15 protein-coding genes are annotated in these 12,515 nt (G+C 73.3%); 9 read left to right on the top strand and 6 right to left on the bottom strand.

What is annotated here, in order from left to right; translation table 11 throughout:
- Positions 1–15: 15 nt before the first annotated feature.
- The 3 genes from ABD811_RS24875 to ABD811_RS24885 all read right to left on the bottom strand — a co-directional run bounded on the left by ABD811_RS24875 (position 16) and on the right by ABD811_RS24885 (position 2,599).
- Entirely contained in the window at positions 16–558 is a 543-nt protein-coding gene (locus tag ABD811_RS24875; RefSeq protein ID WP_344952298.1) for an EF-hand domain-containing protein, read from the bottom strand.
- A 61-nt stretch (positions 559–619) separates the two neighbouring features.
- Positions 620–1,444, bottom strand: a complete 825-nt coding sequence (locus ABD811_RS24880) for an SAM-dependent methyltransferase (RefSeq protein WP_344952300.1) — start codon at positions 1,442–1,444, stop codon at positions 620–622.
- A 9-nt stretch (positions 1,445–1,453) separates the two neighbouring features.
- Positions 1,454–2,599 (bottom strand): nucleotide disphospho-sugar-binding domain-containing protein, encoded by a 1,146-nt coding sequence (locus ABD811_RS24885; RefSeq protein ID WP_344952302.1) that lies wholly within the window; start codon positions 2,597–2,599, stop codon positions 1,454–1,456.
- A 143-nt stretch (positions 2,600–2,742) separates the two neighbouring features.
- Here ABD811_RS24885 and ABD811_RS24890 point away from each other — a divergent pair, with 143 nt between their 5' ends.
- Positions 2,743–3,261 carry a pyridoxamine 5'-phosphate oxidase family protein gene (locus ABD811_RS24890; protein ID WP_344952304.1) on the top strand — a complete coding sequence of 173 codons (519 nt, stop codon included), beginning with the start codon at positions 2,743–2,745 and terminating at the stop codon, positions 3,259–3,261.
- 82 nt (positions 3,262–3,343) lie between these two features.
- Here ABD811_RS24890 and ABD811_RS24895 read toward each other — a convergent pair whose 3' ends face one another.
- Positions 3,344–4,198, bottom strand: a complete 855-nt coding sequence (locus tag ABD811_RS24895) for an SAM-dependent methyltransferase (protein ID WP_344952306.1) — start codon at positions 4,196–4,198, stop codon at positions 3,344–3,346.
- Between the two features lie 204 nt (positions 4,199–4,402).
- On the opposite strand from ABD811_RS24895, the gene ABD811_RS24900 reads away from it, so the two are divergent.
- The 6 genes from ABD811_RS24900 to ABD811_RS24925 all read left to right on the top strand — a co-directional run bounded on the left by ABD811_RS24900 (position 4,403) and on the right by ABD811_RS24925 (position 9,274).
- Positions 4,403–5,077, top strand: coding sequence for a DUF1275 family protein (locus tag ABD811_RS24900; protein WP_344952308.1), 675 nt, complete (start codon positions 4,403–4,405; stop codon positions 5,075–5,077).
- A 95-nt stretch (positions 5,078–5,172) separates the two neighbouring features.
- Positions 5,173–6,378: a cytochrome P450 gene (locus tag ABD811_RS24905; protein WP_344952310.1), complete on the top strand. Its 1,206-nt coding sequence runs from the start codon at positions 5,173–5,175 to the stop codon at positions 6,376–6,378.
- Positions 6,379–6,450: 72 nt separating this feature from the next.
- Positions 6,451–7,290 (top strand): rhomboid family intramembrane serine protease, encoded by an 840-nt coding sequence (locus ABD811_RS24910; RefSeq protein WP_344952312.1) that lies wholly within the window; start codon positions 6,451–6,453, stop codon positions 7,288–7,290.
- A gap of 142 nt (positions 7,291–7,432) precedes the next feature.
- Positions 7,433–7,825, top strand: coding sequence for a helix-turn-helix transcriptional regulator (locus ABD811_RS24915; RefSeq protein WP_344952314.1), 393 nt, complete (start codon positions 7,433–7,435; stop codon positions 7,823–7,825).
- Complete coding sequence (locus tag ABD811_RS24920) at positions 7,815–8,195, top strand: STAS domain-containing protein (RefSeq protein WP_344952316.1); 381 nt, start codon at positions 7,815–7,817, stop codon at positions 8,193–8,195. Before ABD811_RS24915 ends, ABD811_RS24920 begins: the two co-directional genes overlap by 11 nt.
- Before the next feature lie 158 nt (positions 8,196–8,353).
- On the top strand, positions 8,354–9,274 hold the full coding sequence (locus ABD811_RS24925) for a universal stress protein (protein WP_344952318.1): 921 nt from the start codon (positions 8,354–8,356) through the stop codon (positions 9,272–9,274).
- 44 nt (positions 9,275–9,318) lie between these two features.
- On the opposite strand, the gene ABD811_RS24930 is transcribed toward ABD811_RS24925, so the two are convergent.
- The gene (locus ABD811_RS24930; RefSeq protein WP_344952320.1) at positions 9,319–10,014 is read right to left on the bottom strand and encodes a response regulator; all 696 of its coding nucleotides are present in this window, start codon (positions 10,012–10,014) and stop codon (positions 9,319–9,321) included.
- Entirely contained in the window at positions 10,011–11,027 is a 1,017-nt protein-coding gene (locus ABD811_RS24935; protein ID WP_344952322.1) for a histidine kinase, read from the bottom strand. The genes ABD811_RS24930 and ABD811_RS24935 overlap by 4 nt, the downstream gene beginning before the upstream one ends.
- 400 nt (positions 11,028–11,427) lie before the next feature.
- Here ABD811_RS24935 and ABD811_RS24940 point away from each other — a divergent pair, with 400 nt between their 5' ends.
- Together ABD811_RS24940 and ABD811_RS24945 are read left to right on the top strand one after the other, a co-directional pair.
- Complete coding sequence (locus ABD811_RS24940; RefSeq protein WP_344952324.1) at positions 11,428–11,820, top strand: TraR/DksA family transcriptional regulator; 393 nt, start codon at positions 11,428–11,430, stop codon at positions 11,818–11,820.
- Positions 11,821–12,003: 183 nt separating this feature from the next.
- A complete protein-coding gene (locus tag ABD811_RS24945) occupies positions 12,004–12,501 on the top strand; it encodes a cation:proton antiporter regulatory subunit (protein ID WP_344952326.1) in 498 nt (165 codons plus the stop codon).
- Positions 12,502–12,515: the final 14 nt, after the last annotated feature.

The following is a 12,515-nucleotide window of genomic DNA, read 5'->3' on the forward strand; positions in this document are numbered from 1 at the left end:
TACGCGGGCCCGTGCTCAGAAGTCGCCGGCTATCAGGTTGCCCGGCGCCTCGGGGTCGTCGCTCAGGTAGAACTGCCGCGCGGCCTCCACGTACTCGTCGTAGGAGACGCGGCCGTCGCCGTCGGTGTCCAGCAACGCGAACACGGTGCGGGTCTCCTCCGCGCTCATGCCCGACTTGCTCTGCGCGGCCATCATCTCCTCGACGGTGATCCGGCCGTCGCCGTCCCCGTCGGCCGCGGCGAACACCGCCATGCTGAACGGGATGGCCGACCGCTCCACGAAGGCGGCGAAGCCCGGGCTGTCCATGGCCGCCACCCACTCGTCCCTGCTGACGCGGTCGGCGTCACCGCCGTCGGTGTTCTCCCGGATGCCCCGCCACAGCCCGTGCGCCCGGCCGTGGATGGACCGCCAGTGCGCCGAGGACGGGGCGACGCCGTAGGTGTCGCACCAGATCTGCGCCATCGCCGTGATGTCCAGTTCGTCGATCACGCCGTCCCGGTCGGTGTCGAAGGACGCGAAAACCTTTTCCAGCTTCCGGCGCCGGAGATCGGCTGACATCCTGCCTCCTGAATCTTTGACGTGACTGTCTTTCCGCCCGGCGTTTCCGCGCGCGGACGGGTCAGGACCCGGGCTTGCGACATGTGACGATCACGTATCCCAACCGCCTGCGGCAGATGCCGTAGGACGTGCGCAGGTCGGCCGCGAACGCCTCCATCCGCTCCCGGCCGTACAGGGCGGTGAGCGCGTCCCGCTGGCGGGCCAGCTTGTCCAGGACCAGGTCGTAGTACCGCCTGACCCGGTCGCCGCAGTGCAGCGTCTCCACGACCGTGAACCCCGCCTCCTCGGCCGGCGCGGTGACCCGGTCGGGGATGGGCGGGTCGAACAGGGCGTACCGCTTGAGCACCGCCAGTTCCTCCTCGCTCGTCCCGGGGTCCCTGGGGTACTCGGAGTAGACGCAGCGCCCGCCCGGCCGCAGCACCCGGAACATCTCGGCCGTCCACCGCCGCTTGTCCTCGGCGTTCGGCAGCGAGTCGAACGCCAGCACCCGGTCGAACGAGCCGTCGGGGAACGGCAGCGCGGCGGCGTCGGCGAGCCGTACCGAGACCTGCCCGCGCAGCCCCGCGGCGGTGATCCGGCGCTCCGCCTCGGCGACCTGCCACCCGCTCACCGTCACACCGACCACGGTCACCTCGTTGCGCTGGGCGATCCGGACGGCGGGCTCGGCCACGCCGCAGCCCACGTCCAGCAGCCGGTGCCCGGGCCGCAGCGCCAGCCGTTCCTCCATCATCGACGTGAGCCGGTGCAGCGCGCCCAGGAGCGGCGTGTCGTCGTCCTCCCCGGTCCAGTAGCCGACGTGCAGGTTTCCGCCGACGAGCTCGACGAAGTCGCCGATGTCGTCGTAGTACTCCCCGACCCGCGCGGCGACGGGTTCGTTGCGCCCCATGCGACCTCCTCATCGTGTGGCGGCGTACGCGACGCCGGTGAGCCGCAGCGCCATCTCCGCGGGGGAGGGCAGCGCGGTCATCTCCGCCTGGACCTGCCGCACCGTCGTGCGCAGCTCCTCGTCGGACAGCAGCGCGTCGATGGCGCCGGCGTCCAGCTCCTCGGGGCGCAGCACGCGCGCCGTGCCACGGGCCCGGTGCAGCGCGGCCTCGATCTGCCGGTCCGGGGTGGGCGGCAGGGCCAGCTGCGGCACGCCCAGCGCGCAGCACGTCAGCATGGTGCCGCCGCTGCCCAGGTGGATGGCCGCCCGGCAGGTCCGCAGCAGCGCGGCGAACGGCACCCACCCGGTGGTGCGCACGTTGGGCGGCAGGTCCGGGGGCCCTTCAGGATGCTCGTGGCCGAGCGTCACCACGAACTCGGCGTCGACGTCGGGCGCCGCGGCGATGACCCGCTCGACCGGACGGGACCACTCGGTGTCCGGCAGCAGCGACCCGGCCGTCACCAGGACGCGCGGGCGCTCCGGCGGTACGAGCAGCAGGTCGCCGAGCGTGCCGCCGCCGGTGTAGGGCACGTAGCGCATGGCCAGGTCCGACGGCGGACCTTCGGCGATGCCCGGCGGCGCCACGTCGATCGTCGGGATGCCGTCGGGCGGCTCCACGCCGTGCCGGCGGAACGCCTCCACCGCCGGGTCCGCCCGCAGGATCTCGGGAGCGAACCGTGTCGCGCTGAGCCCGTGCGCGACGGCCGGGACGTCCAGCAGGGCCGCGGCGAGCGGTCCGGCGCCGCAGAACGGCTCGTAGACCACCAGGTCGGGGCGGGCGCGCCTGGCGAGCGCGACGTAGTCGTCGACGTAGGCGTCCCAGGCCGCGACGATGAACGGCTTGCGTCGGTCCATCGCCGCGACCATCGCCTCGACGGACTCGCCCTCGATCGGCGCGAACAGCTCCGGGAAGTCGCGGGCGAACCCGGCGAGCAGCTCGGCGCTCGTCACGCCGGGCAGGGCGTCCAGCACGGGCAGCCCCGCCCGCGCCACGCCCCGCCCGTCGCCTCCGGTGAGGAACACCACGTCGTGCCCGGCGGCGCGGAAGGCCCACGCGAGCGGCACCATCGGATAGGCGTGCCCGATCGCCGGGGCCGCCACGAACAGCACACGCATGCGACCTCCGAGCAGGTTCGGCGATAGTTGCTACATGAAAACATAGTTATCTGCCCAGGCTCAGGCAATACCGCGTCGTAATTGAGGCTCAGGATTCATATTCATATAGTTGCCGTGGGTGGTGGCGTACTACGCTGGTCGGCATGACCTCAGCCAGCGCCGCGACCTTCAGCACCGAGGTCCCGTTCGCCGACCTCCACGACGACTTCCTGCGCCTGACGACCGAGATCGGGTGGTGCTCCGTCGCCACCGTCGATGGGAAGGGCCGCCCCCGCACCCGCATCCTGCACGTCTCGTGGGAGACCGGCGACGGTGCGCCGGTCGGGTGGGTCAGCACCTCCAGGTCTCCTGTCAAGACCGCTCACCTGGCGCGCAACCCGTACGTGTCCTGCGGTTACTGGACTCCCGCGCACGACGCCGTGTTCGCCGACTGCCGGGCCCGCTGGGCCGAGGACGACGCGAGCCGGCGCCATGCCTGGACTCTGGTCGCGGCCGAGGCGCGCGAGCGCGGCTTCGACCCGTACGCGGTCTGGCGGGACGGCGCCAACGACTCCGACTTCAACGTGCTGCGCCTCGACCCCTGGCGGATCCAGATCACCCTGGCCGACCTCGCCCGCGGCGAGACCGTCGCGTCCTCGCGCGTCTGGCACGCGCCCGCCTGAGACCGCGGGACGCCCGAGGGGCACCCCGGGGACGGCGCGGGCCGAAGCGCCCGCGGCCCGCGCCGTCCGGCCCTCGGCCCGGTCAGGTGTCCGGGCTCCGCTCCGCGAGGTCGCCCTCCCGCCTGCGGGCCACGATGATCACGTAGCCGGTCCTGGCCTGCACGACCTCCAGGATGCGGGGCGTGCCGGTCAGGAAGTGGTCGATGTTCTCGCAGCCGTAGGCGTCCACCAGCGCCTGCCGCTGGTCCTTCATCCGCTGGACGTAGGCGGGGTAGGTCGGCCTGATCCGGTCGGTGATGTCGGCGAACTCCTCCAGCCTGAAGCCGGTGCGGCGGACCATGTCGATCATGGCGGTGCCGGAGTGCGGCAGGGTGAGCGTGAAGTCCTGCAGCGTCCGCCTGTCCTCGTCGGACAGCGGGACGTCCACCACCAGGTCGGTCAGCACCAGGTGGCCGCCGGGACGCAGCACGCGCGCCATCTCCAGCAGCCAGCGCTCGCGGTCGTCGGCGTGCACCAGCGACTCGAAGGACAGCACCGCGTCGAAGGACGCGTCCGGATAGGGGAGCGCGGCGGCGTCGCCCAGGTCGATGCGCACCTGCCCGCGCAGACCGGCCTGGTGGACCCGGCGTATCGCCTCGTCCCGGTGCGCCCGGCTGTTGGTGATGCCGGTGACCCGGACGTCGGCCCGGTGCGCGACGCGGATCGCCGGGACCCCGCAGCCGCAGCCGACGTCCAGCAGGTGCTGTCCGGGACGCAGGTCGAGCCTGCCGGTCACGATCTCGGTGTTCCGGTTGATCGCCTCCAGGAACGGCGTCCGGTCGTGCTCGTCCCACCAGTAGCCGACGTGGAAGCTGCCGCCGACCAGTTCGACGCCCCAGAACGTCTGGTCGTAGATCTCCGCGACCTCGTCGGCGACGGACACCTCGCCTGCGGACATCCGCTCCTCCTTTGCCGCCGTGAACGATGACTATAGAATTCTAAAGTTGACTCCGGAGTGTGTCCAGGCGACCACCGTCCGGACCTCCTGAGCCTCCGGGCGCCCGGCCGGGGCGCCGGCGCGCGTGCCCACGGCGCGGGAACGGGGACGACCAGGGCTGGGCGCGGCCGGCGGCGAGCCGGCAGGTGAGGCTTCGGGGGCGACGTGACGACAACCGCTGCAAGCGCAACCACGAGAGGGGCGGCGCTGGCCGCGCCGGCGCTGGCGGCCTGTGCGGGCGCGGTGGACCTGCTGGCGTTCGCCGGGCTCGGCGGCGCGTTCGCCGGAATCGTGACCGGCAACCTCGTCATCGCCGGACTGGGCGTCGGGACGGCGGACCTCGGCAGGATCGGCGCCGTCACCGAGGCCGTCGCCGGGTTCGCCGCCGGGCTGTTCGCGTGGTCGCGCCTGTGGCGGCGCCGGCCCGACGCGGTGCTCGGGCCGCTGGTGGCCGAACTGGCCGTCCTCGCCGCCCTGGCCGCCGGCTGGTTCGCGGCGGCCGGGCGCCCGGGGCCCGTCCTGGGGCCGTTCCTGCTGGTCCTCGCGTCCATCGCGATGGGCGGCCAGAGCGTCGTCGCGCTCAGGCTGCACGCCGCGACGACCTACATGACCGGGGCCCTCACCGGGGCTTTGCACGACCTGGCCGCCGGGCGGCCCGGCGGCCGCGTCGCCGCGCTGGGCCAGATCGGCGCGCTGGTGGCGGGTGCGATCGTCGCGGCGGCACTGCTGTCGGCCGCCAGGCCCGCCGCCGCGCTCCTGCCGATCGGCCTGGTGGCCGTGGCCATCGGCGTCCGCCTGCCGGCCGACCGTGGACGAGGGGCGAAACGCGGGGAGAAATGACCAGTTCTCTGACATATTGTCAGGCATTGCAGGGAAACGTATGGTGAATACATGTGTTGCCGGGAGGGCTCACTTCGGCGAGTGAGGAGTTCGTCATGACCACGACGGAGACCAGGACCTTCCCGTTCAGCGAACCCGAGCGGCTCGACATGGAGCCGTTGTTCGCCGAACTGCGCCGCGACCAGCCGCTGTCCAGGGTGCGGCTGCCCTACGGCGAGCCGGCCTGGCTGGCCACCCGCTACGAGGACGTCAAGCTCGTCCTCAGCGACCCGCGGTTCAGCCGCGCCGCCGCCGTGTCCCGCGACGAGCCGCGCACCCGCGGCTACCGGGGCCCGTCCGGCAGCATCATGAGCGTGGACCCGCCCGAGCACAGCAGGCTGCGCAGGCTGGTCACCAAGGCCTTCACCGTCCGGCGCGTGGAGCTGCTGCGGCCGCGCGCCGAGCAGATCGCCGGCGAGCTGGTCGACCGGATGATCGCCAGGGGCGCCCCGGCCGAGCTGGTCGAGGACTTCGCGCTGCCGCTGCCGATCACCGTGATCTGCGAGCTGCTCGGCGTCCCCGTCGAGGACCGGGCCCGCTTCCGGATCTGGTCGGACGCGTTCCTGTCCACCACCCGGTTCACGCCCGAGCAGGTGGCCGAGCACGTGGCGCGGCTGCGCGAGTACATGGCCGGGCTGATCGCTGAGCGCCGTCGGGAGCCGAGGGACGACCTGCTCAGCGCGCTCGTCGTGGCCCGCGACCAGGAGGACCGGCTGTCGGAGGACGAGATGCTGGCGCTGGCCGAGGGCATCCTCGTCGCCGGTCACGAGACGACGGCCTCGCAGATCCCCAACTTCGTCTACGTGCTGCTCACCCACCCCGAGCAGCTGGCGACGCTGCGCGCGGACCTCGGCCTGGTTCCGCGCGCGGTCGAGGAGCTGATGCGCTACGTGCCCCTCGGGCTCGCCGGGGGCGGCGCCCGGTACGCGCTCGAAGACGTCGAGCTGGGCGGCGTGACCGTTCGGGCGGGTGAACCCGTGGTGGTCGCCCTGCCCTCGGCCAACCGGGACGAGACCGTCTACAGCGATCCGGACCGGCTCGACCTGCGGCGCCAGGAGGCGCCCCACGTCGGTTTCGGGCACGGACCGCACCACTGCCTCGGCGCGCCGCTGGCCCGGATGGAGCTGCAGGTCGCCCTGCGCACGCTGCTGGAGCGCCTGCCGGGCCTGCGCTTCGCCGGGTCCGAGCAGGACATCGTGTGGAAGGCCGGCATGGCGACCCGGGCTCCCGAACGGTTCCCCGTCACCTGGGACGCGCCGTAACCTCCTCCGCGCGACCCGTGGGGGCGGCCGCCCGCCGGTGTGACCAGCGGGTGTCACGGGCACCAAGAGCCTGTGGTCATCCCGATCCACGACGTCAACCCCGTGCGCCGGGCACCGCTGGTCACGACCGCGCTGGTGCTGGTCAACGTGGTGGTCTTCCTGCTGACCCCCGGCGCCGCGGCCACCCCGGCGGGCGAGCCGGGGCCGGGCGCCGTGTGCGGTCAGGCGGCCTTCTACGACCGCTACGCGGCGATCCCCCGGGAGCTGGTCGGCAACCGGCCGCTGCCGCGGGTGGCGACCGGCCGGGTCGTGGAGACCGCCGGCGGCCGGCCGGCCTGCGCGACGGACCGCCCCCCGTACGCGAAGATCCCGGCCCTGTCGGTGCTGTACGCGATGTTCCTGCACGGAAGCTGGCTGCACCTGCTCGGCAACATGCTGTACCTGTGGATCTTCGGCAACAACATCGAGGACCGTCTGGGCAGGCTGGGGTACCTGCTGCTCTACCTGGTGTCCGGGTACGCCGCCGCGTACGGCTTCGCGCTGGCCGCGCCCGAGTCGACCACGCCGCTGATCGGCGCCTCGGGAGCGATCGCCGGGGTGCTGGGCGCGTACCTGGTGGCCTTCCCCCGCGCCCGGGTGTGGAGCCTGGTCCCCTTCCTGTTCTTCATCCCGCTCGTGTTGCCCGCCTGGGCGGTGCTCGGGCTGTGGTTCCTGCTCCAGTGGTTCTACTCCCTGGGGTACACCGTCCCCGGCACCGGATCGGTCGCCTACCTGGCGCACGTCATCGGCTTCGTGACGGGCGTGTTGGTCATGCTGCTCGCACGAGCCGTCGGTCCCGGCCCGGCGTCCCCCGGCCGCTACCCGCCGGACGGCCGTCCCGCCGGCGTCGGACGGCCGCCGCGCGGACGCTGACGTGCATGGAAGACCAGTGTCACCCAGGGTTCCCCGCGGTGGCGTGACCCGGCGGTCAGAGGCTACCCTTAGGGCGCAGTTCATTACATGAAATTCGCTTCGTTCAACATCCGCAGACCCGCTGACGGCCAGAGGTGATCACGTGGGCGCCACCGACGCGCTCGGCGGCAAGAGCTGGACCTTCCTGACCAACCATGCCCGCGTGCTGATCCATGTCGCACGCAATCCGCAGGCCCGTATCCGCGACATCGCGGGAGGCATCGGCATCACCGAACGCGCCACCCAGTTGATCATCAACGACCTGGAAGAGGCCGGCTACCTGACCCGTGCCCGGGTGGGCCGCCGCAACACCTACACGATCAACCCGGACCGGCCCTTCCGTCACCCGGCCGAGGGCGACCAGCACATCAACGCGCTCATCACCCTGTTCGCCGGTCATGATGAGACGTTCACCGGTCATGACGAGACCCGGTCCGCCCGCCCTGCCCCCTCCCGCTCCCCGGCACGAGAACAGGCGACCCCTGATGAGCACTGACCCCGCCCTCACCGTCGAGGTCACCGAGCAGGCCGGCTACTCCCTGGTCGTGCCCGCCGGATCCATCGACTTCCACACCCACCCGGCGCTGAACGAGCACCTCGGCCGGGCGATCGACATGACCAGCCTGGCGGTGATCGTGGACATGACCGGCGTGGAGTTCTGCGACTCCAGCGGCCTCAACGTCTTCGCCCGCGCCCGCCGCCGCGCCGACGCCCGCGGCGTCACCGTGGTCATCGTCGGCATGCCCAGCCGCGTCGAGCGGGTCTTCTCCCTCACCGGCCTCGACCAGGCCTTCTACCACCAGCCCGATCTCCGGACCGCCCTGCACTGGCTGGAGACCGGCGCCAGCGAGCCCAGCGCGTCCTGAACCCGGCCGAACCCGCGGCGGGGCGGTGGCCCCGCCCGGCGTGGCACGGCGCCCCGGGGCGGGGCCGAAGGTCCCCGGCCTCGGGGACCCCCGGCCTCTACCTGGGCGGATCCAGCCCGGCGAGGCTGGAGACGAGCCCGCCGCAAGGGAGGTGGCCCATGAGCGAGGACGGCGGTGGCCGCCCCGTACTGGTCGGATACGACGGATCGCCGGCCGCCGAGGTCGCGTTGCGCTGGGGAGTGGAGGAGGCCCGGCTCCGCGGCCTCCCCGTCACCGTCTGCCACGCCTGGCACTGGCCCTACCCGCTGCGTCAGCCGGACGAGGAGACCCTGGAGATCCTGCGCGGCGCGGGCGCGATCGTGGCCGACGAGGGCGTGCGCAAAGCCCACGCCCTCCTGACGGGCGAAGGGGTGCGCAGGGCGCTCGCCTTCGGCGGGGACGTCGAGGTCCGCTGGTGCCTGGAGCGGGGCTGGGCCGCGGCGGTGCTGCTGCAGGCGTCCCGCAACGCCGAGCTGGTCGTGCTCGGCCTGCGCGGCCACGGCGGGTTCGAGGGGCTCACGGTGGGGTCCACGGCGGTGCAGGTCGCCTCCCGCGCCGACCGTCCGGTCGTCGTCGTGGGGGCGGACACGCCGCCCGCCCGCTGGGAGAGCGCCCGGATCGTCGTCGGGGTGGACGGCTCACCGGCCAGCGAGGCGGCCCTCGGGTTCGCCTTCGCGGAGGCGGCGCTGCGCGACGCGTCCCTGCTGGCCGTGTGCAGCTGGTGGGACCCCGCCGCGCTGCCCGGGCCGGACCGGGCCCCCTTCGTCGAACCCGACAGGCTGAGGCACGAGGCGATCGTGCGGTTCGACCAGGCCGTCACCCCGTGGCGGGCCGAGTACCCCAAGGTGCCGGTCGAGAGCAGGTTCGTCGTCGAGAGGCCGCGGCACGCCCTGCTCAACGCCGCCGACGGCGCGACGCTGCTGGTGGTCGGCGACCGCGGGATCGGGTCGACGCCGCAGACGCTTCTGGGCCCGGTCACCCAGACCGTGCTGCAGCAGGCGCTGTGCCCCGTGGCGGTCGTGCCCGCGCCGATCGGTTGACACCACCAACCGGGCGACACCTGCGGGCGGCCCCGGACGGCGGGTCAGGGTTCGATGAGGCCGGTGCGGATGGCGTAGCGCACCAGTTCCAGGCGGTCCTTCATGCCGAGCTTGGCCAGGATGTTCGCGCGGTGCCGCTCGACGGTCTTGACGCTGATGACCAGGGTGTCGGCGATCTCCTTGGAGGAGTGGCCCTCGGCGACCAGCTTGAGGATCTCCTCCTCGCGGGGGGACAGCACGGTGTCCGGCGCCTGCCCGGCGCCGGCCTGGTCGAGGTAGGTGCGGATCAGGGTGCTGATCGCCCCCGGATACAGGAACGGCTCGCCGCGCATCGCCGCCCGGCAGGCGGCGATCAGGTCGCGGTCGGCCAGGGACTTGAGCACGTACCCGGCGGCGCCGGCCTTGAGCGCCTCGAACAGATACTGCTCGTTGTCGTGCATGGTGAGGATGAGGATCCGCAGATCGGGCCGGCGGCGCGACAGTTCCCGCGCGGCCTGCAGGCCGGTCATCCGCGGCATCGCCACGTCCAGGATGGCCAGGTCCGCCTCGACCCGCTGACCGGCGGTGCCCTGCAGCAGCGCGATGGCCTCGGCGCCGTCCCCGGCCTCGGCGACGACCTGGAGGTCCGGTTCGCCGTCGAGGATGAGCCGGACGCCGCGGCGTACCAGGGCGTGGTCGTCGGCCAGCAGGATGCGGGTCTTCGGGGCGGAGTGCGCGGGCGGATTCGGGCTGGCGGTCATGGGATGTCCTCGCCGGGATCTCGGTTGCCGGAGTGGTCCTGACCGGTGGTGGGGCCGGTGGGCACGTACAGGGTGAGGCGAGTGCCGCCCTCGGAGCGGGTGTGCAGGTTGAGGGTGCCGCCGACCAGCAGGGCGCGTTCGCGCATGCCCCGGATCCCGGCGCCTTCGGGGGCGCCGTCGATCCCCCTGCCGTTGTCGTCGACGCGCAGCAGCACACCACCGTCGCCGGGAACGTTGGCGGGCGTCAGGCTGAGCTCGACACGCGTGGCGCCCGAGTGGCGGGCGGCGTTCGTCAGGGCCTCCTGGGCGATCCGGTACAGCACCAGTTCGATCTGCGGGCCGAGGGGCGGCAGGTCCGGGTGCAGACTTCGGCGCACGCGCAGGATGGTGTGGGTGTCGAACTGGGCGACCAGCGCGGTCAGCGCGCTGGCCAGGCCCAGGTCCTCCAGCACGTCGGGCCGCAGCCTGCGGGCGACGCGGCGCACCTCGTCCAGGCTGTGCCGGGTGGTCTCCTGGGCGTGGCGCAGTTCCTCGCGCAGCGGCTCGGGGGCCCGGTCGGTGAGCCGCTTGAGGTCCAGCAGCAGGGCGGTCAGGCTCTGGCCGATCTCGTCGTGCAGCTCCCGGGCGATGCGGCGGCGCTCGTCCTCCTGCGCCGACAGGGCGCGGGCGCTGCTGGTGCCGCGTTCGGTCTCCAGGCGCTGCAGCATCTGGTTGAAGGTGTCGATCAGCGTGGCGATCTCGCGGCTGCCGGTGACCGGCAGCCGCTGGCCGGGACGCAGCAGGTCGACGGTGGTCATCAGGCGGGCCAGCCGGTCCAGGGGCGCCAGCCCCCAGCGCAGCAGGACGGCGTTGGCGACCAGCATCGACGCCAGCCCGGCCAGCAGCACCAACGCCTCGGTCAGCCGGATGGGCACCGACACCGTCCACGGCCCGACCATCAACAGGACGGTGGCGAACGCCCCCACCAGCGCGTTGAGCCAGAACACCCGCCAGAACAGCCGCACTGACCGCACGTCCCCCTCGTCGCCTGCCCGGCCGGGCCGACCCACAAGCCGTTCGTGTCCCATCCTCGCGCGTTCCCTGCCTCGTCCCACGGCGGACACGTCTGCGAGAAGCCTCGCGTGCACGATGCGAGCGCTGATTCCACGGTAGGCGCCCCGGCCCGGTGCCGATCCGCGCGCCCAACGCTCCCGCCGGTCCATCCTGCCGCCCGCGGCCCCGGAGGGGCGATCCGGGGCGGCACCCATGCCCCCGGCCGTCACCCATGCCCGGTGACCTGCGAATACAGGACCCCCACGCGGCGAATGGGTGGTGCCCCCGATGGCGGTCGGCACGGCAGTCACCCATGGTGGAGGAGAAACCGAGGGACCGACCACCGCGGGCACCCTGACGGGGGCCGAAGGGAGCTGTTGCATGACTGTGAGCGGTGCCGCGCGCGGCACGGCCGGCGGCCCGTCCCCGGCGCGTTCCGTGCCGGCCGGTCGTGGGCCGGACGAGGCGGCCGCCCGGCAGGCCCGCGAGCGGCTGGAGCGGCAGCGTCGCACCCGGACGGCGCAACTGGTGATCATCGAGCACGAGACCGAGACGCGCGGCGACCGGGCGGCGCTGGAGCCGGCGCTGGCCCGGTGCGCCACGCTGCGGCAGGCCCTGCGGGACATCGAGGCCGCCCTGGCCCGCGTGGACGCGGGCACCTACGGGCTCTGCGAAGACTGCGGTGAACCGATCAGCCAGGCCCGCCTGGAGATCCTTCCCCATGCCCGCCGCTGCGTGCTGTGCCAGCAACGGCGCCACCAGACCGGGCCCTGAGCCGGCGCCGGTCCCGCCTCCCCGGCGCCCGCCCGGCGCCGGTTCCTGTGCGCCCGCCAGGTGCCGTGCATGGACCGCGCCACGCGGCCTGGCCCGCGTCCGCCCGGCCCCCGCCGCGCGGACGCGGGCCAGGCCGCTACCGGCCGACCGGGCCGACGGTTTCACGAAGAGAAGGGCTTGTCGATGCTGCTGGACAGGATGGTCCTGCCCAAGGTCGGGTTCCTCTACGTGTTCACCACCGCCGACGGCCAGCGCGCCGGTGTGGTGGCGCACCGCGACGGCCGCCGCGACCTGGTGCTCTATGACCCGCACGACCCCGAGCGGGTGCGGTGCACGGTGGTGCTGACCGGCGCCGAACCGCGCACGGTCGCCGAACTGCTGGGGCTGCCGGTCGTCATCGACCACGTGCCCCACCTGAACCGCGCCTTGGCCGGGGCGCGGGCGGACGGGCTGCGGGCGGTGCGCATTCCGGTGCCGGCCGTCTCGCCCTATGACGGCCGGACCCTCGGCGACACCCGCGCCCACACCCGGACGGGCGCGTCCATCGTCGCCGTCATCCGCGACGGCCGCACGATCACCTCACCGCCCTCCGGCTTCCGCCTCGCCCACGGCGACGCGGTCGTGGCCGTGGGGGACGCGGCCGCGACCGCCGCACTGCGCAAGCTGCTGGCCCACGGTTGATCACAACGGAGTGA

The organism is Actinomadura miaoliensis, assembly GCF_039536785.1.
GTDB classification, from domain to species: domain Bacteria; phylum Actinomycetota; class Actinomycetes; order Streptosporangiales; family Streptosporangiaceae; genus Spirillospora; species Spirillospora miaoliensis.